Here is a 22,489-nt window from a genome sequence, read left to right on the forward strand (position 1 = left end):
TCTGATGGCTAGATTGCCAAGAGTTAATCCAATCGGAGTTGCTCAACATATTATTCAGCGTGGTAACAACCGCCAAGTTTGTTTTGTCAGAGATCAAGATTTTAGTGCTTATATTGGCTGGTTAAAGGAGTACTCTAAAAAATACCAAGTTGATATTCATGCATGGGTGTTGATGACAAATCACGTTCACATACTTTGTACACCTTGGAATGAGCAGGGTATTAGACAAGTCATGCAATCACTTGGAAGGCAGTATGTACGTTATTTTAACTACACATATAAACGAACCGGCACATTATGGGAAGGGCGTTATAAATCTTGCTTGGTTGAAGCAGAGGATTATTTGCTTGAGTTATATCGTTATATTGAGCTGAATCCGGTTAGGGCGAATATGGTAGCTGAACCCGCAGAGTATAAATGGTCAAGTTATCAAATTAATGGATTAGGCAAGCTATCAGAGCTTTGTACTGCACATCCTTTATATCTGGCAATTGATAGGCAAACTAGTCGACGGTTAGCAAGTTACCGAGCGTTTATTTCTGAACGTGTGGATAAAACGTTAATAGCGGATATTAGACAAGCGACGAATAGAGGGATGGCTGTTGGCAGTGAAGAGTTTAAAAAACAAATAGAAGCTGTAACAGGTAGAAGAATGCGCCCAGCCAAAATGGGAAGACCAATAATTAAGAGATCTCAATAGATAGTTGAAAAGTTTACTCTGACCCCAGATATGACCGATAGTTGAAAAGTTTACTCTGACCCCAGATATGACCCCAGATATGCGCAACAGCTCTGACCCCGCAGTCCCACTTAAATAAAATTAGCTAGAGACTCTTTTGAGTCTCTATACTGAAAAATCAGCCGTAAAGTTATTCGACTTGTTTAAAATGAATGACTTTTTATCTTCCCCCTGAACGTTAATAAATAGCTTTGTGCTGTGCCTATAAATATCTTTGACTGCACCATTTATTAGTTGAATAACACTTGCTTGTTTAGGTATTTTTATCTGCATAAAAGACACCGATGCTTCATGTCCCAATTTTACAGTGCCTTGTCCGAGCGCTATGCTTTTATCTTTTACCTTGCCCTTATCCAGAGCCATATTTTTATCTCTTACAGTGATTTTAAGTGTGGAGTTTAAATGCTCTAGTAATTGTTCTTTAAATTGTTCAGGAGTGGCGTAAGGTGAATCGGAGAAGTGTATTCGCACTTCTTTTCTAAAGGCATCCAAAGATGATGTAATACGTAAATTCCAAAGATTATTTTCCGTTTCGGTCAACACTATAACCGAATAGTCAAATCCATGGGCTTTAACTCCTAACGGTAAACACAATAAAAAGAATAAAAACATAGTAAGTTTCATAAAAATAAATCCAGTAAATATATGCTTGCTTAGGTAAAAACTGAATCAACTTATTGGGATCCAGGTATTTTTTGTTGCAGTTAAGGAGGTCCACCACCACCTTCGTCTTCATTTTCAGCCCAAGCACCGTAGAAACAATCGAGAAATTCATTACTTTCTAAAGACAGTACATGATAGTGATAACCTCTGGTTTCATCTTCATGTCCTCTACACTCATCTAAATCAGTCGCGTCATTTCCATTCGCATCTAATTTTGCGTAAAGCCCATGTCCATCTAGAGCATATCCAATCATGACAGAGTGGTCGTCAGACTGTTCAATTCTAGTTGTCATACCAGTATCACCGTGATAATGGTATCCCCCACTATTATTTACATGCCCACCGGCATCATCTACAGGCGCAATTTGATACCCTGCAAGAATAATATCTATGTCTGCTGGATGGTCAAAATTAACACCATTAAATGCAAGCCCTCTGACCGAAGGACCATACTCAACGCCTCGTTCCTCTAAAGTGGGCCCGTCACTTAACACTACAGGTTCATCTTGTTTACTAGGTGTAATGGGGATTAAATATGAAGTCTCAGTACTCACCCATTCAGGTAGGCATTGTGCGCACATATTAGTAAATTCATCTTCTATATTTGGATCCGCACCCTGTTCGCATTGCTCTGCAGTTTCCATTCTGCGCACACTGCCGTCATCTTCATACATCTTAAAGCCTGGATCATCATAGTATGTCGCGAGATTTAAAATAAACGGGCCATCAAGGTCGTTTATTTCACCGTTATCAAACCATAACCCGCCACTTTCCGCGGTATCATAAATGGTTTCTGGACACCAAGGCCCCATGTCATGTTCCGATGCGACGTGTTTAGACGTGATTTCATAACACAGTGTTTCGGTACCATCGGTCAATGTACAAGATACGGTATCCACACTGAGATTATCACTGGTTAAAAACAAAGTGGCATCAACGTCTAAGACAACAGATAACTCATCTGAATCACTATCATCAACTACTGTACTATCACCATCATCACTACTGCCACATGACGCCATAGAAAGGCCAAATAAAATAGCAGCTACTTTTATTATCGTATTATCCACACAACTCTCCTTTAAGAAAATTAAGACAGTGTTATACATAGGTGTATTTTCAATATGCCAAGCTACGCGTAACATCAGGCATTGGAGAACATTATTAATCCCCTATGCCATAGCTTTAAGTTACATGTTCTAGAATAAAAAAGTGTGCAAAAAATAAGGACACTACCAGGACACCCTTTAGGGGTCAGTAAAATATCGGGGTCAGTAAAATATCGGAAAATATCGGGTGCAAAAATAGAATTGGGGAGAACTGCGGGGGCAGAGCCATTTAATTACGATAGGTGTTTCTAAAATTCCCGATTCACTCTACCCTTTCAAAGTGCATATCTCGCCACTCATGTGAGCTTAAAATTTTGGTAGTAAAAGGGTGAAGTTTTGCGGCAATGACATTGCGCTTAACGTCGAGTTCAAAATGCATAAAGGCGTCGGAAGCTGCATTTTTATTGTCCCATTCAATTTTGTAACTTGCATCCTGGAAGGCGCTAAGGGTGCCGCGTAAATTCGCCATCCGAGAGGAGGTGATACGCAGTTTATGCCTTTTTTTGCTAGTCACTTCTTCAGTAATGATGAAGTCACCAAACCATTGATCACGATATATACCCACTACTTGCTCATTACTAAGCGTACCTTTGGTCAGGGCTTTTGGAGTGTCATCGCCGCGAGCTAATAAAGCTTGCTTACGCTCGTCTTGAAAAGCAACATACTCAGCAACCCAGTTTTTTTGCTCTGTATCAATAAACATCTTTAGAATGGATTGCATCACGGCGCCCCGTGCGCCGTAGTTAGAACCGTTATTCAGCACGATTACGCCAAGCTCCAATTCTGGTATCAGAGCAACAAAAGCTTGGTAACCCGAAAGTGTGCCGGTGTGAGAAATATGTTTATAGCCTTCGTAGTTACTTACACGCCACCCTAAGCCGTAGTTACGAAAATAGGTGGAATCCCATTCAGTATCGGTGTCTGATACGCTTAATATGGTATGCGGCTGCCACATTTTATCTAACTGTTTGCTAGAAAAAGGCAACTTTTGGCTGCTTACTGGTTGTTCGTTTGTTTCGTCAGAGTGACTTAGCTCATCATTGATATTAGCGTCGTGCAATAGCGCATTGACCCATTTGCTCATTTCTGAAGCACTGCACACCATGCCACCAGCAGCCGCAGACATCAGCGCGGCACCCTGAATGGCGTTGCGTGGAATAGGGTAGATACCTTTGCTGTCATTATGCCCGTAGCTCATGGCGCTTTTATTCAATGCGGTTTTGGGCATATCCCCAGCGTAGCACTGCATGCCTAAAGGCTTAAATACGTACTGATCAACAAAGTCTTCAAAGTGTTTTCCTGAGACTTTCTCGACAATTTCACCTGCGGTAATATAAAGCACATTGCTGTATGCATAGCTCTGTCTAAATTGATCGCGAGGCGTTAAAAAGCGTAAATTACTGACGACTTCTTCACGACTAAAGCCGCTAGGCTCAGGCCAGATCATACTGTCGCCTGCACCACTGACTAAGCCGCTTTTGTGGGTGAGTAAATCTTCAATGGTAAAATGGCGCGTGGCGTAATCGTCTTGCATTCTAAAGTGGGGGAGGTGGTCGATAACAAGGTCATGCCAGTCTAGTTTTTCTTGGTCAACGAGTACGGCTAAGGCTGCGGCTGTGAAGGCCTTGCTTGTTGAAGCTAAGCGAAAGTAAGTGTTTTCATTGACAGCTTGTTGTTTCGCAATGTCGGCAAGGCCAAAGCCTTTTGCATATATCAACTGGTTTTGGTGCACAACTGACACACTCATGCCTGGGGTGTGAAACGTATCTAAGGCGCTGGTTACTGTCTCATCAAGGGCTTGCGGATCCCATTTTGCAGCTGCGCTAGGTATAAGCCCTAATAATATAAAAACCTGTACAAAAAACTTCATAACAACCTGCAACCCAAAGACAAATCATGGGTTCAATTGTGCGTAACTTCTGGCGCAAATTCAATCTCTGCGACGAGGAAGATTGAGGCGGGTGGTAGGAATGTATTAACAAGACTCTCATGGTAATTGTCATAACCGCTTTGGTGGCTCCGCCACTGTTACAATGGGCGTCATGATACCCTCGTAAACAAACTTCTACTTCAAATGCCTTCCTCCATCAAGATGTATAGTACGCCCAGTGATGTAACGACTTGCCAATAACCACTCAACAGTGTTGATGGCTTCTTGAAACGAACCTTCGGTTTGCATCAAGGATTTATTCCTAGCCTTTGTTTTATAACTATCATCATCATCTTCATTAAACGCTAACAAAGCAGGGGCTATAGTGTTCACTTTAATATGTGGACTAAAGCGCTGGGCGAATGACAAGGTTAAATTTTCCAGTGCGGCTTTACTGGCCGCGTAGGCAATATGCTTTTTACTACCTTTAGATGCCACATAATCACTAATGTGAATAATGTCGCCAAACTGATCATCATCTTTAGGGATCAGAAGGGGATGAAAGGCCAAGTTTAACTGGTAAGGGGCCTCAGCATGGATGGTCATCATTTTAGAAAATATTTGATGATAATCTGCAAAAGCTAAAACATCGTTATCATCATGCCAATCCGATGCGTTATGAATCAAGCAGTCTATTGTGTCAACATTGCTAGTGACTGCGGCAATAAACTGCTGGGTTTGCTGTTGATCGTAAAAGTCCACCTGATGCAACTGGGCTCCTTTTACGCGTAATTGTTCGATGGAGGCTCTCTCGGTTCGATAAGTACCGATTACCCTATATTGTTTGGCCAAAAAGTGCTCGGCCAAACACAAGCCTAAGCGTTGCCCCACTCCTGTTATCACAACAGTTGGCATCTAGTTTAAAAACTCTTGGCGAGTTATGGCATTATCTTTAAAACTGCCGCCAAGGGCTGTGGTTGTGGTATGAGAATTTGCATCCATCACGCCACGGGACTTAACGCAATAATGGGTTGCGTCAATTGACACTGCCACATTGTCGGTATTCAACAGTGTTTGTAGCGCCACTAAAATCTGTTGGGTTAAGCGCTCTTGCACCTGTGGGCGCTGGGCAAAAAATCGCACAATTCGATTGATTTTGGATAAGCCAATAATGCTGTTGTTAGGGATATAAGCTACGCGGGCAGTGCCATCAATAGTTACAAAGTGGTGCTCACAGGTACTGATCAAACTAATTTTGTCTACTTTAACCATTTCATCAACTTTCATCTTGTTTTCGATGGCTGTGACTTTAGGAAAGCTCTTGTAATCTAAACCAGAAAAAATCTCTTTCACGTACATTTTGGCCAGCCGATGCGGTGTTTCGCACAGGCTATCGTCTGCCAAATCTAAGCCCAGAGTGGTGACTATATCGGTAAAACTGTCTTTGATTTTGGCGTGTTTTTGTTTGTCGGTCAGTTGATTGTCTATCATAGGGGTTTCTAAACCACGCTTGATCAATGCATTTCTAACCATTAATGCTTCTTGGCTGATTGGGCTAGACGACTGATTTTCACTAGCAATACTCAAAGTCGCTGTTTGTGGTGTCATGATTATTTCTCCTGTGAACTATTGCTGTGAATATCGAGTGAAAGCGATACCGAATCGGCAAAACGCAGTGCATGAGGTTTATCTATTTTGACTTTGGCATAGACAACGTCTTGGTGCTCATTGCAAATATTGAGTACATCTGCAACCAGCTTTTCGAGCAATAAAAAGCGTCCAGATTCGACATGTTTGATAATGGCTTTGGTGATCGTTTTGTAATTAAGTGCATCGGCTACCTGATCTTCCAAACATCCACTATTAAGGGGATAATGAATTTCAGCATTGATCACTATGTCTTGTTGTTTAGTTTTTTCTTCTTGGTTAAACCCGATAAAGGTTCTGAGCCTGAGGTTGGTTATTTCGATAATGGCATTCATCTTGGAAGAGGAATTCTTCGGCGCCGGATGAATTGGATAATCTGTTAAAGCGAAAGCAGGAGCATTCATTGCACATCTCTACACTATTTTATTGTATTGGCTTGGTTGTACGCCCTTGTTTTGGTTTTGGTTCATTTAAAGAATGGGAGAAATTTGAGTATTAAGGGGGCAGATCCGTTTTAAATTAAATCGGAAGGGCAAGAATTAGGAGCTCCAATAGATATTCAAAAAGTTTATTCTGATCCCAGATAGTTGTGATCATCCCACTGAGAGTCAGTTACGCTTTGTTACGAATGACATCTCCTTGAAACATCAAACTAGTTTCATTTTAATGGGGTCCCCTTATTCTGGTTGCAATTAAATCCACTCGTAAATTCCTTTCCTAAATCAAGCAAAGTGATGACAAGTGCTATTGAAAAATTATTAACTAACTAAAGGTAGATTCATGTTTAAAACACTTGTGAAATCTGGACTTTTTATTTCACTATCCCAAATAGCGAACAGAGATTTTCCATGAGGGTATCTTTTACCTTTAAAAAAACGCCAAGTAGTTGGTTATTCTATAATGCACAATACACGGGAATACGTCCCTAATAGATGCGTATTTTAAAGAGGCGAAACAATAGCATGATCTGCGGGTCAAAGACGACGAAATCAAAAGTATCGCTCTCGCCGATAGCCGCTTAGCTGGCACCACCACTGTTTTTCCGCATTTAAGGTTTCAGGCCAGAAGTTAACATGACACCCGTCGAAATTTACTTCATCTAAAAAGGGTGTCTAATTACGTGCTATAAGTCGGGATCTATCCTTGAGTTCTTAAAACTCTTTCGGGATAACCAAATAAATTGAGGTCTTCCCAGTAGGATGTTTTAGACTGCATCGCCTTTTCTTAAGCTGGCACTACAAATTTGATCACCAAAGTAATTATTTGCATAGTTACAATGGTGCTGTACGTTTTTCACTGCTTTTGTCTTAAAAATGTTTTTTATGTTATTAACAATAATTTTCATGTTGATCACCTGTGGTTTGAACTAGTGACCATCATGGGGTATTTTTTACGTTCTTTATATTTAATTAATTCAATAAAGTAGTTCGATTTTTTTGAAGTACTTTATCAACCTTTAGTTTTTGCAACCTAAATCACTTCCTGCAGATTACATTTTTCTTGTAGTTGCTGATGAAAAATATCCTTTAAAATGCTCAGCTCTGCGGTTCTGACATAATTGGGGCGAATGATCAGTGCTAAGGTGCGGTGTGGTCCAGGTTCGTTGAGGTGAATAGCACGCAATTCTGACTGGTTATGGATAAGCTGATCTAGTGCCATTTGCGGAACTAGGGTAGAGCCTAATTTACCGGCTACCATCTGTACCAGAGTATGCAGACTGGCAGAATCAAAATCCGACTGTTGCTTTTTGTTTTGTAAACTACATGCGGCCAATGCGTGATCTTTCAAACAATGCCCGTCTTTCAATAACATCAGTTTTTCAATCTCAAGCTCTTCAGCGGTAATTTCATTCATCTGACTGGGGCTTTCATCTTTATGGCTAACCCAATAGAAATCTTCTCGCCAAAAGGGGAAATTGATCAGTCCTTCGATGGGGTAAGGTAAAGCTAAAACCGCCGCGTCGATTTCGCCGTTGCGGACTAAATCCACCAACACTTGAGATTGCTCTTCTACTATCCTTAATTTGAAATCAGGGTGTTGTTTACGTACCTCGGGTAATACCTTTGGTAACATGTATGGCCCAATAGTGGGGATAAAACCTAGGGTCATTGGCCTTGAAAAAAGCCTACTGTTGTTTTGCGAAAGCTGCAGTAACTCATCCATCTCAATTTTAATGCGTTTAGCTTTTGTCAGGATTATTTCGCCGTCTGCGGTCACCAACACCTGTTTATTGTTTCGTTCAAAGATGGGCAAACCAAGTTGTTTTTCCAATTCGGTTATGGCGGTACTCAGGGCTGATTGAGAAACATTGCACGCTTCAGCGGCTTTTTTAAAATGCCGCGTTTTTTCGATTGCCAAGGCATATTTAAGTTGTTTTAAAGAAACCATTTTTGTTATCCCAAATAATTGAACATAAATTTCTATTGATATAATTAACTAGAACTATATCCAGAAAATTAGGAATTTAATAGTTCTAAAAAATAGAACATCAATATCAATTCTATTAAATTTATTTATCAATATTATCAGCCTATTATTCATTCCGTCGAAAGCACTACGGCTTTTAAAACAAAACTTACTGTTAATTTAAACAATACAAACGAGGAAATAACCATGGCTCAAATCGGCAAAACTATCCCAGAATTTAAAGCACAAGCATTCCACAATGGTGAATTTGTAGAAGTCACTTCTGAAAGTGTAAAAGGTAAGTGGGGCATCTTCTTGTTTTACCCTGCAGATTTTACTTTTGTTTGTCCTACAGAGCTTGAAGATATGCAAACACATTACGAAGAGCTTCAAGGTCTTGGTGTTGAAGTATATGCCGTTTCTACTGACACCCACTTTTCGCATAAGGCGTGGCACGACTCTTCAGATGCCATTGGTAAAATTCAATACCCAATGTTAGGAGACCAAACCGGCAACATTACACGTGGATTTGACGTGATGATTGAAGAAGATCACATGGCGCACCGCGGCACATTTTTAGTCGACCCAGATGGCGTGATTCAAGTGGCACATATTCATGCTGGCGGAATTGGCCGAAGCGCAAAAGATATGGTTCGTAACGTTAAAGCTGCTCAATACGTGCGTGAAAACGATGGTGAAGTATGTCCTGCCGCTTGGGAAAAGGGTCAAGAAACCTTAACACCTAGCTTGGATCTAGTAGGCAAAATTTAAATATAAGCCAGTTAAGTTTGCGGGCAAAAAAAATGTTTTTTAGCCCGCTTTTTTTCACCAGTTTATTAACAAGAATAAAGGTAACACTATGTTAAGTAACGATATTTTAAATGCTCTAAAATCTTATACTCAAAATATGACTAACAAGGTGTCACTAGTTTTACAAACTGGTGAACATGAAAAACGTCAAGAATTAATCGAATTTTTAACTTCATTGTGCTCAGTATCAGACAATTTAACGCTGATTGAGCGTGATGATAATTTACGTAGCCCCATCACATTTAACTTAGAAGTAGATGGCGAAAATAATGGTATAAGCTTTTCTGGGATCCCAAGTGGGCATGAATTCAACTCCTTGGTTTTAGCCATTTTACAGTCCTCTGGTACTGAGTTTAAACTCGATAAAACCCTGAGAACTATGGTGCAAAAAATTAAAGACCAATTGCACTTTGAAGTCTTTATTTCACTGAGTTGCCACAACTGCCCTGATGTTGTTCAGTCGTTAAATCAATTCGCTTTGTTGAATGACGATATCAGTAGCGAAATGATTGATGGCGGTTTGTTTCCAGATATTATTCAACAGCGCAATATCCAAGGTGTACCTAGCGTGTACTTAAATGGCGAACTATTTGCCAATGGAAAAATCGATACTGCCCAGTTGGTCGATAAGCTTATTAAGCGTTATCCCTACATTGTTGAAGGCGAGCAAAGTGACGCTTTGCCATTACAAGATGTGACCGTCATTGGTGGTGGGCCTGCCGGCGTTGCGTCTGCTATTTATGCCGCCCGTAAAGGTTTAAACGTGACCATGATCGCTGATCGTATTGGTGGCCAAGTAAAAGATACCGTGGGTATTGAAAACCTTATCTCAGTGAAAAAAACCACAGGTACGGAATTAACCGGAAATTTATTGGGTCACTTGAATGACTATAACGTGACAACAAAAGAATTTTTGCGGGTAGATAAAATTGAAAAAGGAGCCATCAAAAAACTACACTTATCCAGTGGTGAGGTAATTGAAACTAAAACGATTATTGTTGCCACAGGCGCCAACTGGCGGGAACTCGGGGTACCGGGCGAAAAAGAAAATATTGGTTCTGGCGTAGCCTATTGCCCTCACTGTGATGGCCCATTCTTTAAAGGTAAAGATGTGGCGGTAGTGGGTGGAGGCAACTCTGGTATCGAAGCTGCACTTGACTTAGCGGGAATGGTTGATCACGTTACTGTATTTGAGTTTTTACCCGAATTAAAAGCCGATAAAGTGTTGGTAGAAAAAGCCGAAGCCAACCCTAAAATCACCATCATCAAACATGCAGCTACCAAACAAATCATTGCTGAAAATGGCAAAGTGGTAGCCCTAGAATACGAAGACAGAAACACCGGTGAAGTAAAGTCACAGGTACTTTCTGGGGTGTTTGTACAAATCGGCCTTGTACCAAACAGTGGGTTTTTAAAGGATGTGGTTGAGCTGACTAAATTTGGTGAGGTGATTATTGATGAAAAACTTGCCACGTCAGAGCCAGGTATATTTGCCGCAGGAGACGTCACTACTGTACCTTATAAACAGATAGTGATAGCGATAGGCGAGGGTTCAAAAGCGTCCTTGTCTGCCTTTGATTATCTTATCAGAGCCGCCTAATTCATCGTTTTTATGGTCAATAGAAAGACAAACTCCGGTTTGTCTTTTTTGATCTAGAGTCGTTGTTTATTTTTAACTAAGCTCATTCGCCTTTCGATAAAGCCCTTCGTAATCAAATAAACGTTCGGTCACTTGCCAGTGATGTTTTTGCTTTTTGGCTATCACAAAGTCAGGCACTGGTAGGTAAGGTAAAAATCTCTCTAACTCTTCAACTGAGTTGAACTGAATCGACTGACTACCATTGGCTAATCTTCGGGCAAATAAATCGTTAAAGCTTTGTCTGGAATTTTTATAATTAAAGTGAAAGGTTTCCGATAACGTTAGGCCGTCTTCGTCGTGGTAGGTGATTTTTACACTATTGTCAGCCTTGTTAATCTTTGGGGTTATCGCGGCGCAGCGTAATACTTTATTATTTTTTAAATTTAGCGCTTTTCTTAAAACATCATCAGGGTCGATTAATTTTTCTGAGCAATGCTGGCATTGTCTGGCGGCGATATCGTTTTCTTGATTGCAATAAGGGCAATGTTTGAAGCGAAAACGGTAAGTGCATTGTGTCTCGACATCTGGGTTTTCGGGGGCTGCAATCAAGCCATGGCAACGACGACCAAAATGCTCAAGAATATTCCCGTCTGCATCTTTTCTACCCCAAAACACATTGGCAAAATCGCATTCAGGGCAATGGATTTGTACCGCGACTGAATCTTGTGTGGGTTTCTTTTCGCCAATTTCTGGCTGAAAAATATTGTAGCCGTTATTGGTGTAATCCAAGACTAGGCAGTCTTTCTTGCCTGGGCTTAGGCGCAAACCTCGGCCGACAATTTGTTGAAATAAACTGACCGATTGGGTGGGGCGTAAAATAGCAATCACATCCACGTGGGGCGCATCAAAGCCTGTGGTTAATACCGATACATTCACCAAATACTTAATTTTTTGGGCTTTAAATGCGGCGATTAGTGCATCGCGTTGGTTTGTTTTTGTGCTGCCGGTAATTAACGCGGTTTGCTCAGCTGGTAAATAACCGCTGATTTCTTGTGCGTGATCTATGGTCGCGGCAAAAATCATCACGCCTTGGCGGTCTTGGCTAAGCTGGAGTATTTGCTCGGTCACCGCCTTGGTCACTCGTGGGTGTTTGTGGATGAGTTCATTTAAGGCGATGTCATCGGTGTTTTGTTCACCGTCTAAGCTTTGAGTCAATAAACTAAAGTCATAGTGGGCAATGGCGGCATCGTAATGAATAGGCGGGGTTAAATAGCCTTTTTTTACCATGTGCTGCAGGGGCAGTTCGAAAATACACTTTTTAAAAAATGAGCTGGTACAGGGCCGCGTATAACCATGGTAGTGATGCTGATAAATCCAGCCGCTGCCTAAACGATAGGGGGTTGCGGTTAAGCCTAGAATTTTTACCTTGGGACTAAGAGCGCGAAAATGCGCTAGGGTTTTATGGTATTGACCACTTTCGTCTTGGCCTACGCGATGACATTCATCAATAATAATCAGGCTGGCGGGTGCTTGAAAAGCATCTAGGTTAGCAGATAGAGACTGAATACTGGCAAAGGTGGTTTTTGCAGTACTCGTTTTTTCACTTAACCCCGCCGAAAAAATTCCCGCTGGCGAACCCGTTGCTAGAAATTTTCCATGATTTTGCTCAACCAATTCTTTTACGTGGGCAAGGCAAATAACTCGACCTTTGGCCAGTCGACTTAGTTCAGCAATCACTAAGCTTTTACCTGCACCTGTAGGCAATACAATCACAGCTGGATCATTGCCTTGCCGGAAGTGCTTTACGGCCGCGTCAACAGCTTGGGTTTGGTAATCGCGTAGGATGAATGTTTGGCTCATTATGCTTGGAATAGTAGGTGGTTTAAGGACGGTAAAGTGTAGATGGTACAATAAAATAATGGTCAAGGTGGTTTAGATGTTTTACAAAATATAAAACCGCAGGGCAAGTCATCTATTTAAATAAACTTAAGCATGGGATTTCGCTGAAAAGACGAGAAGCTATTTTCAACAGTGGCTTTAGATTAAACGCATTGCCATTAATAAAAGGGCGATGCTAGCAATAATCGCTGAGCCAGGTATCACAACTCTAGTGCGCCAGTAATTATGTTGAAACCAACGCCCTAACAATACAAATGCTGCTGCAATTATTATTAATTGCGCTATTTCAACGCCAATATTAAAGCTGATTAATGCTGTGATAAAACCTTGTGCTGGAAACCCTAGTTCTTTTAATACTACAGCAAAACCTAAACCATGGACTAGACCAAATAGTATAACAACCGCTAAACGCCACCAAGTTGAAGCACGGTTTGTTGTGGTAGAGCGTTGCCATATGTTTTCAACGGCAATCCATGCGATAGAAAGGGCGATCACCGGTTCAATAATGGCGGGCGAAATAACAATGGCACCATAAGATGCTAAACCTAAAGTGACTGTATGCGCCATGGTGAAACCGGTGATCCACAAAACCAAATCGCGTACTTTACGGGCGCCTAAAAATAAGCCGAGTACAAACAATGCATGATCCCAGCCTTTGGGCAAAATATGGATGATGCCTTGCCATAAATATTCTACCCAGATGTTTTCTGTATTATCTTCTGGTAGAGAAGTCAGTTGGGCATTGAGGTTAAACGCTGGACTTTGTTGATTTCGCACTAACCAGCGATTTAAGCTGCGTTTGCTTTTAAGTTGTTGAATACTTAAAGCAATGGGTTCTTCAAATTGAAATTCTGGGGTAAATCTTGCCTGCAAGGTGGCTGCATCAGAATTGCGTTCGCCTTCAGGCACAATTGCAGTAAATACAAAAGTCGACATTGGCCATGCTAAGCCTGATACAAAATCAGACTGGGCTGTATCATGGGGTAAGTTGACTGACGTTAATTGCCAATTTAAGAGTTGTTCATTAATGGTGACTTCACTGGCTTGCTGTATTCGCTGAGCTATATGCAACAAGGGTGTATGGGTGAGAAGATCTGGCTGTTGGCTTAACAGGTAGTAGTTTTCACCACTACCTGCCGCGCGAGTGAGGTCTATCACTACTGTCATGCTAATGTTTTGTTCAAGGTCTTCGTTCAGTGTGATACGTGTCATATTCAATAAATGCGCTTGGCTTGGCATCGACAAGCACCACATTAGCCCGAATAGATAAGCAAGCCTTTTTATTAGGCTGCGTTTATAGTACTGAGTCACTACCAAATAACCGGATGGGTTTTACCTGTTGTTACATCCACTAAACCTCCTGGGTTACCTTCATATGGAGCAACCAATTGCCACTTCCAAGGTGCTGCGGTTAAGAACGCAAAGCGCATTCTTTCAGGTAACCCCGGCATGCCTATCCACTCCATGGTATCGGCCTGTTGTAATAAGTGTTCCATTTCGTCGGCCACTTCTTGCACTGGTCGAGAGGTCATTAATCCTGCGATATCAAGTTTAACAGTTGCTACAACTTTACCTTCTTTCACTAGTGCCCATCCACCGCCCATGTTTGCCACTGTGTTGGCGGCTAATGCCATTGCTGCATCGTTGTTACCCATGCTCCAAATATTGTGTAAGTCGTGTGATTGTGAGCTGGCGAGGGCTGAATGTGAAGTTTTAGGGCCTACATTTTGCCAAATCATTTTTGATACTGCTGCTGTACCGTGATAACGGTCAACCATGGCAACTTTAATGAGGCCCTCCTTAGGATTGGCGTCAACTGTGCCATTGCTTGATACTGGCAATGTGCGAGTCATGAAATCTGGCTTAAACCAAAAGGGTTGTAAAATAGCCGCTTCAACCGATGTTTTTCCTGATGGAGCCTGTAAAGAAAAATCCTCTGCAGTTAATGTACGACCTACCTTCATGGTGTCTGTTGCCCAGCTTAGGTAGTTTATTTTGGCAATAGGTAGTTGATACTCTTTTTTGATCCCAGCTAATAATCCACTGGCATAGACTCGTTCTATGGCAACGGTTTCTGGATTGCTTAATAATACTATATCAGCGTATCGGCCCGGTGCGAGTGAGCCTACAAGGTGATCAATTCGAAAATGTCGGGCGGTATTATAACTGCCAAGCTGATAGGCGATTTGTGTGGGAACACCTTGTTCAATGGCGCTGCGAATATTGTAATCCATTGAGCCTAACTGCAAGGTCGCAAAGACATCTCTGTCGTCTGTGGTGACCGAAATATTGCTCCAGTCTTGTAAGTCCATTTCAATTAACTTTGGTAGCAGGGTGTCGAAAGCGGCGTGTTTCACTTCTAAAAAGATACCACGTCTTAGTTTTTCAATGCCTTCTTGGGCTAATCGCACTTCGTGGTCTGATGCTAATCCCGCAGCTGCAAACGCACTAATATCGGTTTGTGAGTGTAGATTCATACCATGGCCTTCAACCACACCTCTGTTATCGTAGGTGGCTTGTATCATTTCCCATAATCTTTGATGGCCGCCGTTGTCAGCATTAATTACCGCAGACCAATCCATAACTTCACCCAGGGCGACTACGCGTAAGTCGTGCTGCATAAAATCGTGCATTTCTTTATAGCCATAATATCCGCCGCCAGATTCATATACTGTTGGCGGAGTGGCCGAACCAATGGCTGGGAATATTTTTAGTGGGCTACCCGCTTGTTCAGCAGCCAGCCAAAACTCCGCGTTGCGAGTGCCCACTACATTTGATACTTCATGAGAACCTTCAACAGTCCAAGTATTTCCTTGGGGGATAACTAGTGCGGCTTCGTATTCAGGTGTTAAATAAGAGCTTTCAATATGTTTATGTGATTCTCCAAACCCCGGTACTGCCCACATACCACTCGCATCAAATTCTTCAATTGCTGTACCTGGCCATTGTCCAGAATCTCCGGTCCATGCAATTCTACCAGCCGCAACCACAATATCTTGTTGTGGTTGCCACTCTTGAGTGAAAACATTTAAGAGGGTTACATTGTGTACAATTAAGTCTGCATTTTCTCGCCCTAATGCCACTTGGGTAATTAACTGACGAGTTTTAATTTCATCGTTAAATTCCATAGGAGCGGGTGGTTCAATCAGCTCTTTTTTAGTTTGCGATGGTGAACAAGCGCTTAAGCCTAAAATGACTAAAGTAAATATAGCTAGGGGGAATTGAAAACGAGTAATAAGGTGCACTGAACCTCCAAAATATTGGGTGACGGATTTAAATGTATCCATTTTTTATTAAGTAATATGCAGTATTGGTGCCCTTACTTACAAAATGGGAGGTTCTTAAAAAGAAAATTAAATCAAATGGTTAGGCGTGGTTTAAGATTTTTCAGTTCATTAATGGAATACAAAATGCACTGTATTTAGTGTTATGCACTTACTTGGAGCGAGCAAGTAAGAGAGTCTGTGCCATTTCAAATTGCGGAAACGCCATAGTCTCAAATCGCCTCCATTCTTAGGATTCAAAAACTTCGGGTTTGCAGACAATGACTAAAAGTGAGGGACTATTTTAGATGATAGCTACTCAACTAAGTGACAGATATGTATTCACATAACATGAAGTTTTCTTATTAATTAATTGAAGCGGGTGATAACCTGTAATGGCAAAACACTCATAGAATCACGACATTTTTTATGTTTAAGGTGTCTCTACCATCTAAAAATGTAACCTTATTTTTTTGAATAAAAAACAGTTTTGTAAAATGGGTAGTTAAATATTAAATAACAAGTAAATAGGATAGAACATGATTAAAGTTGGCGATAAATTACCAGAAGTAACCTTTAGTTTACGTAAAAATGGCGAAGCGAGTAACCCAACAACGAGCGAACTTTTTGCAGGGAAAAAAGTGGTATTGTTTGCTGTGCCTGGCGCATTTACCCCAACTTGTTCAGAAGCGCATTTACCAGGCTATATTGCTTTGGCTGATAAGCTCCATGCAAAAGGTGTTAACGATATTATTTGTTTATCGGTAAACGACGCATTTGTGATGAGTGCATGGGGCGCGACACAAAATGCTGAAGCGATCACCATGTTAGCCGATGGCGGAGCGGAGTTTACCCAAGGGATTGGTTTAGAAAAGCAAACTGCCACTTTTGGTGGCGTTCGTTCACAGCGATATTCAATGTTGGTGGATGATGGTGTGGTAACAGCCCTTAACGTAGAGTCCGCTGGTAAGTTTGAAGTAAGTGACGCAGACACTATGTTGAATAGTCTTTAAATTTACCTCTGTAGAATCAAAATCCCTAAAAGCCGCGAAAGCGGCTTTTTAAACTTTAAACAATGCTTAGCAATCAGGTTCAATAGTGAATAAGCGCGAAGAGGGCTCATAAGTCTGGCGCTTTTAATCACATAATAGTTTGCCACTTCCTGTGGCTATTGATTGTAGATAACTGGCATCTTATTTTTCCATGCATTCCAGGTGTTTTGATTGGTGATCAGTTTCGCCATAAAGTGTGCGACGTTGATGCGGCTGGTAATGCCCGCATTAAAAATTGCGCTTCGGGTTGGGAAAGCGTTCACCTGATAATTTGAAACTACACTCTCATTTGTTAATGTATCTGGCCTTACTGCAGTCCATTCAATTTGTGCTTGCTGCGTTGTAAATGTTGATTGTAAATAGGCGGCAGCTTGCTCGTTGTCAGCGTGGGGCGGAATAATAAAACGAATCAAAGCCACTATAATTTTTTGCATAACAGAGATTTTTTCTCCGTCCTGTTTGTTTTGATTACCTGTGGTATTCATTAAAACAAATTTTATGGCAGTTGATTTAAGCGCTGATTCTTGTTTAATTGCCTCACATAAACGCTTCACTGTATCCGTCACTAAGCGCCGGGGCGTACCGTAGATCCCTTTAAAGGTTAAGTTATGGCCTAGGCATGAAGCAACAGCATCGCAGCCTTGCACTTGTTCAAGCAATTCTGCGTCTGTCATAGTTAACGCGTTAGATTCTGTTATCGATAGATTTTGATGTTGCTTGAAGGTGTCAGGCAAGCCTGCAAGGGAGCGCACAATAATTTTAACCTGTTCTCCATTTGCCAGTAGTTGTTCTACCAATAAACGTCCAGTGGCCCCACTGGCCCCTACAACCAAAGTTGTCATTAATAATTTCCTGTCATTCAGTGTATGTTAGATAACTTTACCTATACAAATATGAAATATATACTGGCATTTTTGTATTCTAGGTATACATAAACGCATGAACTGGCAAGCTGTTAACTTTGATTGGAATCATATTCGAGCTTTTTTAGTCACTGCTGAGAAAGGCACGCTTTCAGCTGCTGCTAAGGCTTTAGGCTCAACTCAACCTACCTTGAGTCGTCAGGTTTGTGCACTAGAAGCCCAACTAAAACTGACGTTATTTGAACGGTTAGGGCAGCGCCTTATTATTACCAAAAGTGGTATAGAGTTATTGGAACATGCCCATGAAATGGGTAAAGGGGCGTTGAATTTTTCATTAACGGCCACTGGGCAATCACAACAAATTGAAGGTTCAGTAGTGGTTTCTGCCAGCGAATTAACCGCGGCATTTATTTTGCCACAAATAATTGCACATTTACGTTTAGAAGAGCCGGGGATAACTATTGAAGTGGTAGTGACGAATCAAGCGAGCGATTTAAAACGCCGTGAAGCTGATATTGCTATTAGAAACTTTCATCCAAAACAAAATGATTTGATTGCAAAAAAATTGGGTGATGAGGTGATTTGGCTGTATGCCACTCAAGAGTATTTAGACAAATTTCCAGAAAAAACAAGTCATTCAGAGCTGACAGATATACAAATGATAGGTTTTGATAATAGTAATTTAGTCATCGACTTATTGAATAAACAAGGCTGGCAGTTAACTAAACAAAATTTTTCTCTGATCACTTCCAATCAAATGTTACAACTCGCCCTCGCTAAACAAGGGTTAGGTGTTATTTTTTTGCCCGAGGATGTAGCCGCGAAAGAACCTAGTTTAGTCAGGGCTTTTGAGCATTTAGGGCCGATTATGACGTTACCCATTTGGTTGGTATGCCATCAAGAGTTACGTACTAGCCGTAGAGTGCGCAGAGTGTTTGATTTTATTGGGCAAGCGTTAAAAGCTAATCTTGAGTAAAGGCAAAAAATTTGCATTCACCAAGAATAGTCATGACTTGACGCACTGCTTCTTCGTACTTTAGACCATTGGCCAATCATAATATTAATAAAGATCACAACCTCAGAACCACAAGCAACCACTATATTCTAAATAACATATGACAGGGACTTTCAATTTTATTGTCTAATTTGGAATAACAAAGGCGGATCCAATGTAACCCATTTATCTACTGCAGTTTTAATAGCATTGGAGGTGCTGCAAAAGTTTCTTCATTGTGTTTTATTCATTTTTTTATGTGATAAGGTGGTTAAAAAATGCACAGCTCTTCCAAGGGAATTGCGTGTTGACTAATAATAAAGAAAAGTAATGGAGTTTACGCAATGAAAAAGGTCATGGGGTTTTGGCGTTGTTGGGGTTTAGTAGTGGGAATAATGATAGGTAATGGTATCTTCATGTTACCTACTGTTTTGGCTCCATTTGGTAAGATGAGTTTGCTAGGGTGGATACTTGCCGGTGTGGGGACCCTGTTTATCGCTTTGATGTTTGGTTTGTTAGCCAAGCGTAATCCTATGATTGGCGGCCCTTATGCTTATACTCGAGAAGCATTTGGAGACCTTACTGGATTTTTAATTGGCTGGGGATATTGGATAGCGGTTATCACCGCCATTGCTGCTGGATCTTTGGCAGTAACCGGTTATCTTGGTTTTTTCTTTCCTAGTTTAAATCAGAGTCCACTATATAGTGGAATTGTCTCTTTATCATTAATTTGGGTGGTGACTGGGCTTAATGTGGTAGGTGTTAAGGCGTCTAGTACTTTTCAATTATTCACTTCATTATTCAAAATATTACCTCTTTTTATCATTGCCGGTGGAGGTTTGTTGATTGGTGACATCTCCGAGACTGCAGCAGCCGCTCCTAAAGAGCAGGCGACCTTCTTTAATATTTCCGAAATGATCATGATCATCATGTGGGCTTATGTTGGTGTTGAAGCGGTAACTTTACCTTCAGATGATATGGTTTTACCTCAAAAGAACATTCCCAAGGCACTTATTGTAGGCACGCTGACTGTCATGGCAGTGTATTTTTTGATTTCTTACGGCGTTATGGCGTTGGTTCCTTTGGAAAGTTTAGCCAACTCAACGTCACCCATTGCGGATGCTGCGTCGGTTATTTTTGGCTCTTGGGGAGCAGTGTTGATTGCTATTGTTGCCTTGGTATCAATAGTTAGTAACGTTAATGCGAATGTTTTTATTGTAGGAGTTATGCCTCAGGCGATGTCGCAAGACCGTATCTTTCCGAAATATTTTGCTGGGTTGAATAAATCCGGAGCACCAGCAGTATCGATTGTTTTTTCAGGTTTATTGGCCTCGCTTTTAGTGGTAATGAATTTTTCAGAAGGCTTAATAGAAGCGTTTAAAACACTGATATTATTGTCAACATTAGCGACACTGTTACCTTACGTCACATCAGCTATGGCAGAATTGGTACTGCAGAAAAAGCAATATTCTGAGTACAAAAACTACAAATGGTCATCCTTTATTATTGCCCTAGTAGCTTTAGTCTTTTCTATTTTTGCATTGATTGGCTCAGGCCTCATGATTGCATTGCAGGGCACTGTTTTAATTGCTGCGGGGCTCCCTTTTTATTATTGGTCCAAAAGACATGGTGAAATCATTGTGACCGAATAGTAGTAGTTAATAGCAAGGTGTTAACTTTTTTAAAAGTGATACACGAGGCAACGAACCTTTAGAATAACATTGGAATAAAGGTAACTTGTTATAATTGCAACGGAATTTCGAGGTTAGAATGAAGCTAGTTATCCTAACCTACCGAAATAGAATTTAAGTGGGGGGGAAGCCTTCCCCCCGAATAAACAGCGCAAAGCCCTTGAATTTATGGCAAGCTGATTACAGAAGTAAAGGCAAGTCGAATTTAAGAATCAGCCCCTAGTTCATGACTATTTTCCAATCTGAGGTTTCGGAAAAATCTTTTAGACATTCCCATAGCGTTACGTAGTGCCATGGATGTAAAACCATACCGTTTGACATGATACTGGACGAAAGCCGATTGAAAGGTGGAGCAACAACTCCTGCCTCGGCACATAACTTAACATAAGCCCCTTGATGAACAACAATATGTTTGGTTGCATCGTCGGTGATTGCGTTGCCAGCGTTTCCTATCAATGATTGTGTAACACGATCGCTATAAACTTCAGACATCGCATCCTGAGTTCTTTGATGCATACAAAGATATTCATCGGGTAGTCCTAACATGTGGCCGAATTCATGTGCGGTAGTAATTTGTTTGTACAGACTGTTTTTTTCTGCTGTTCGTGGCGGAAACAATTGTTTGAGTTCTGTTTTATCCATTTTCAGCTCAATGTTTTTCTCCCCATTGGTTACACCAGATTCATAGGTTACGGGGCTTTTAAATCCAACGGTTTTTAAATGGTCGTGGATATTTCTCGCCAGCGCAATGTTACTGTTATCACTGCCCATTCCTGAGCCGATCAATTTGACTTTTGGTCGAGTTGAAGATCGAAACTTACGGGGCACTTTGAATCTTTCGGTATTACGCACATAAGCACGAAGCCTAGACCAACCACTGGCGTCTGAATCTGGACTCCAGACAGTTGCCATTGCTAAAAACTCTAGGGGGATTGATACCCCTTTATCTAAGTCCCATCTCATATTCTGACCGTAATTTTTCATACCTGTATTGGTGATCGATTCGGACCCCATATAGGCTTGTCGCGCTTGAAATCCTGCATTGGTGTTAATTGGAAGGGGAGTAACAATACCGGTCGGATCTCGCAGTGTATGTTGCTCTACTGATTCGGGAATGACTTCAATTTCGTAGTGAGCACTTGCAAGTGGAGCCTGTTGTACTTTGAATGTAGGCTCAATGGTGAGATCTTTCCAACCCTGATCTTGCTTGGTTGATACAAATTTTGCTTTGCCATTCCAAGCGGTAGGTATTTGTTTAACATATGCCTTTGCGAATCGTTGTTGGTTGAGTTGAGCAACTTCGTTGGCTTGATATAGTTGCCCGCCTCCGGGGGGAACGGTTCCGGCTTTGAGTGCGAATTTGATCAGCACATTCATCTTTTTTTTGACCATATCAAACTGCACGTCAAAAGCACCTAAATCGATGCTAGGTACAAAATTGTCTACCGAGCCGCCTTTCATTAAGTCTGTGTATGTTTTTGCCATGACACCCTCTATTTCCTATTTGAATGAAGTAATCAAATAGTTTCCTGTATAGGGCTCAACAACCACGACAGCAGAATTAACTCAATGTGGATAACCCAACTTTGCTTTGAGTAACTGTAACAATGCTTTTCAGTGTGGCCAGACATAGCAAGTCTACTGAGTTAAAGTTAAATAATATAAGCGGAAACCATATATTGTGAGATAGGACAATAAACGGCATTATTCACAAAGTCTATAAATAGAACTGTCTCAATCGAATAAAAATTAACCAGTCACCCGAATCCCTTAGAATGCAGCCAATCCAGTCAAATGACCTCTTGTGACGAAGCAAAGTATTATTTGGCTCATTGCCCTAATGTTAAAATAGATGGGGATAACGATAATGTACCTTGTGAAAGACAGCATTGTAGTTGGTAAAA

Annotated in this window: 19 protein-coding genes and 1 pseudogene; 7 read left to right on the forward strand and 13 right to left on the reverse strand. The window is 41.1% G+C overall.

Going from position 1 to position 22,489, the window contains the following annotated elements; genetic code table 11:
- Positions 1 to 700: transposase (locus tag AAC000_RS08750; protein WP_339721890.1), on the forward strand; the 700-nt coding region annotated here is incomplete at its 5' end.
- A gap of 144 nt (positions 701 to 844) precedes the next feature.
- Here the strand turns inward: AAC000_RS08750 and AAC000_RS08755 are convergent.
- The 8 genes from AAC000_RS08755 to AAC000_RS08790 all read right to left on the reverse strand — a co-directional run bounded on the left by AAC000_RS08755 (position 845) and on the right by AAC000_RS08790 (position 8,416).
- A complete protein-coding gene (locus AAC000_RS08755) occupies positions 845 to 1,363 on the reverse strand; it encodes a hypothetical protein (RefSeq protein ID WP_339721892.1) in 519 nt (172 codons plus the stop codon).
- 80 nt (positions 1,364 to 1,443) lie between these two features.
- Entirely contained in the window at positions 1,444 to 2,472 is a 1,029-nt protein-coding gene (locus tag AAC000_RS08760) for a YHYH protein (RefSeq protein ID WP_339721894.1), read from the reverse strand.
- Between the two features lie 301 nt (positions 2,473 to 2,773).
- A complete protein-coding gene (locus AAC000_RS08765; protein ID WP_339721896.1) occupies positions 2,774 to 4,381 on the reverse strand; it encodes a serine hydrolase in 1,608 nt (535 codons plus the stop codon).
- 195 nt (positions 4,382 to 4,576) lie between these two features.
- On the reverse strand, positions 4,577 to 5,296 hold the full coding sequence (gene folM / locus AAC000_RS08770; protein ID WP_339721898.1) for a dihydromonapterin reductase: 720 nt from the start codon (positions 5,294 to 5,296) through the stop codon (positions 4,577 to 4,579).
- Positions 5,297 to 5,989, reverse strand: coding sequence for a GTP cyclohydrolase I FolE (folE, locus tag AAC000_RS08775; RefSeq protein WP_339721900.1), 693 nt, complete (start codon positions 5,987 to 5,989; stop codon positions 5,297 to 5,299).
- Between the two features lie 2 nt (positions 5,990 to 5,991).
- A complete protein-coding gene (gene folX / locus AAC000_RS08780) occupies positions 5,992 to 6,363 on the reverse strand; it encodes a dihydroneopterin triphosphate 2'-epimerase (RefSeq protein WP_339722320.1) in 372 nt (123 codons plus the stop codon).
- A gap of 869 nt (positions 6,364 to 7,232) precedes the next feature.
- Positions 7,233 to 7,373: a hypothetical protein gene (locus AAC000_RS08785; protein ID WP_339721901.1), complete on the reverse strand. Its 141-nt coding sequence runs from the start codon at positions 7,371 to 7,373 to the stop codon at positions 7,233 to 7,235.
- Between the two features lie 125 nt (positions 7,374 to 7,498).
- Positions 7,499 to 8,416 carry a hydrogen peroxide-inducible genes activator gene (locus tag AAC000_RS08790; RefSeq protein WP_339721903.1) on the reverse strand — a complete coding sequence of 306 codons (918 nt, stop codon included), beginning with the start codon at positions 8,414 to 8,416 and terminating at the stop codon, positions 7,499 to 7,501.
- A 225-nt stretch (positions 8,417 to 8,641) separates the two neighbouring features.
- Here AAC000_RS08790 and ahpC point away from each other — a divergent pair, with 225 nt between their 5' ends.
- The gene (gene ahpC, locus AAC000_RS08795; RefSeq protein WP_339721905.1) at positions 8,642 to 9,205 is read left to right on the forward strand and encodes an alkyl hydroperoxide reductase subunit C; all 564 of its coding nucleotides are present in this window, start codon (positions 8,642 to 8,644) and stop codon (positions 9,203 to 9,205) included.
- A gap of 88 nt (positions 9,206 to 9,293) precedes the next feature.
- The gene (gene ahpF, locus AAC000_RS08800; protein WP_339721907.1) at positions 9,294 to 10,844 is read left to right on the forward strand and encodes an alkyl hydroperoxide reductase subunit F; all 1,551 of its coding nucleotides are present in this window, start codon (positions 9,294 to 9,296) and stop codon (positions 10,842 to 10,844) included.
- Positions 10,845 to 10,916: 72 nt separating this feature from the next.
- Here the strand turns inward: ahpF and AAC000_RS08805 are convergent, their stop codons facing one another.
- The 3 genes from AAC000_RS08805 to AAC000_RS08815 form a co-directional block, all read right to left on the reverse strand.
- The gene (locus tag AAC000_RS08805; RefSeq protein ID WP_339721909.1) at positions 10,917 to 12,683 is read right to left on the reverse strand and encodes a DEAD/DEAH box helicase; all 1,767 of its coding nucleotides are present in this window, start codon (positions 12,681 to 12,683) and stop codon (positions 10,917 to 10,919) included.
- A gap of 177 nt (positions 12,684 to 12,860) precedes the next feature.
- On the reverse strand, positions 12,861 to 13,961 hold the full coding sequence (locus AAC000_RS08810; RefSeq protein ID WP_339721911.1) for a HupE/UreJ family protein: 1,101 nt from the start codon (positions 13,959 to 13,961) through the stop codon (positions 12,861 to 12,863).
- Positions 13,962 to 14,032: 71 nt separating this feature from the next.
- A complete protein-coding gene (locus tag AAC000_RS08815; RefSeq protein WP_339721912.1) occupies positions 14,033 to 15,967 on the reverse strand; it encodes an adenine deaminase C-terminal domain-containing protein in 1,935 nt (644 codons plus the stop codon).
- Positions 15,968 to 16,524: 557 nt separating this feature from the next.
- On the opposite strand from AAC000_RS08815, the gene AAC000_RS08820 reads away from it, so the two are divergent.
- Positions 16,525 to 16,998, forward strand: a complete 474-nt coding sequence (locus AAC000_RS08820) for a peroxiredoxin (RefSeq protein ID WP_339721914.1) — start codon at positions 16,525 to 16,527, stop codon at positions 16,996 to 16,998.
- A gap of 155 nt (positions 16,999 to 17,153) precedes the next feature.
- On the opposite strand, the gene AAC000_RS08825 is transcribed toward AAC000_RS08820, so the two are convergent.
- On the reverse strand, positions 17,154 to 17,879 hold the full coding sequence (locus AAC000_RS08825) for an NAD(P)-binding oxidoreductase (RefSeq protein ID WP_339721916.1): 726 nt from the start codon (positions 17,877 to 17,879) through the stop codon (positions 17,154 to 17,156).
- A 97-nt stretch (positions 17,880 to 17,976) separates the two neighbouring features.
- Here AAC000_RS08825 and AAC000_RS08830 point away from each other — a divergent pair, with 97 nt between their 5' ends.
- On the forward strand, positions 17,977 to 18,876 hold the full coding sequence (locus tag AAC000_RS08830; protein ID WP_339721918.1) for a LysR family transcriptional regulator: 900 nt from the start codon (positions 17,977 to 17,979) through the stop codon (positions 18,874 to 18,876).
- 362 nt (positions 18,877 to 19,238) lie between these two features.
- Positions 19,239 to 20,546: an amino acid permease gene (locus AAC000_RS08835; protein ID WP_339721920.1), complete on the forward strand. Its 1,308-nt coding sequence runs from the start codon at positions 19,239 to 19,241 to the stop codon at positions 20,544 to 20,546.
- A gap of 258 nt (positions 20,547 to 20,804) precedes the next feature.
- On the opposite strand, the gene AAC000_RS08840 is transcribed toward AAC000_RS08835, so the two are convergent.
- Positions 20,805 to 22,070, reverse strand: coding sequence for a hypothetical protein (locus tag AAC000_RS08840; protein ID WP_339721922.1), 1,266 nt, complete (start codon positions 22,068 to 22,070; stop codon positions 20,805 to 20,807).
- 303 nt (positions 22,071 to 22,373) lie between these two features.
- On the opposite strand from AAC000_RS08840, the pseudogene AAC000_RS08845 reads away from it, so the two are divergent.
- Positions 22,374 to 22,487 (forward strand): annotated as a pseudogene (locus AAC000_RS08845) (excalibur calcium-binding domain-containing protein); the annotation flags it as partial.
- Positions 22,488 to 22,489: the final 2 nt, after the last annotated feature.

This window comes from uncultured Paraglaciecola sp., assembly GCF_963977085.1.
Classification (GTDB): Bacteria; Pseudomonadota; Gammaproteobacteria; order Enterobacterales; family Alteromonadaceae; genus Paraglaciecola.

Coding starts and splice junctions, on each gene's coding strand:
- AAC000_RS08755 (WP_339721892.1), bottom strand. CDS start 1,363: ATGAAACTTACTATGTTTTTATTCTTTTTATTGTGTTTACCGTTAGGA.
- AAC000_RS08765 (WP_339721896.1), bottom strand. CDS start 4,381: ATGAAGTTTTTTGTACAGGTTTTTATATTATTAGGGCTTATACCTAGC.
- folM (WP_339721898.1), bottom strand. CDS start 5,296: ATGCCAACTGTTGTGATAACAGGAGTGGGGCAACGCTTAGGCTTGTGT.
- folE (WP_339721900.1), bottom strand. CDS start 5,989: ATGACACCACAAACAGCGACTTTGAGTATTGCTAGTGAAAATCAGTCG.
- folX (WP_339722320.1), bottom strand. CDS start 6,363: ATGAATGCCATTATCGAAATAACCAACCTCAGGCTCAGAACCTTTATC.
- AAC000_RS08785 (WP_339721901.1), bottom strand. CDS start 7,373: ATGAAAATTATTGTTAATAACATAAAAAACATTTTTAAGACAAAAGCA.
- AAC000_RS08790 (WP_339721903.1), bottom strand. CDS start 8,416: ATGGTTTCTTTAAAACAACTTAAATATGCCTTGGCAATCGAAAAAACG.
- ahpC (WP_339721905.1), top strand. CDS start 8,642: ATGGCTCAAATCGGCAAAACTATCCCAGAATTTAAAGCACAAGCATTC.
- ahpF (WP_339721907.1), top strand. CDS start 9,294: ATGTTAAGTAACGATATTTTAAATGCTCTAAAATCTTATACTCAAAAT.
- AAC000_RS08805 (WP_339721909.1), bottom strand. CDS start 12,683: ATGAGCCAAACATTCATCCTACGCGATTACCAAACCCAAGCTGTTGAC.
- AAC000_RS08810 (WP_339721911.1), bottom strand. CDS start 13,961: ATGCCAAGCCAAGCGCATTTATTGAATATGACACGTATCACACTGAAC.
- AAC000_RS08820 (WP_339721914.1), top strand. CDS start 16,525: ATGATTAAAGTTGGCGATAAATTACCAGAAGTAACCTTTAGTTTACGT.
- AAC000_RS08825 (WP_339721916.1), bottom strand. CDS start 17,879: ATGACAACTTTGGTTGTAGGGGCCAGTGGGGCCACTGGACGTTTATTG.
- AAC000_RS08830 (WP_339721918.1), top strand. CDS start 17,977: ATGAACTGGCAAGCTGTTAACTTTGATTGGAATCATATTCGAGCTTTT.
- AAC000_RS08835 (WP_339721920.1), top strand. CDS start 19,239: ATGAAAAAGGTCATGGGGTTTTGGCGTTGTTGGGGTTTAGTAGTGGGA.
- AAC000_RS08840 (WP_339721922.1), bottom strand. CDS start 22,070: ATGGCAAAAACATACACAGACTTAATGAAAGGCGGCTCGGTAGACAAT.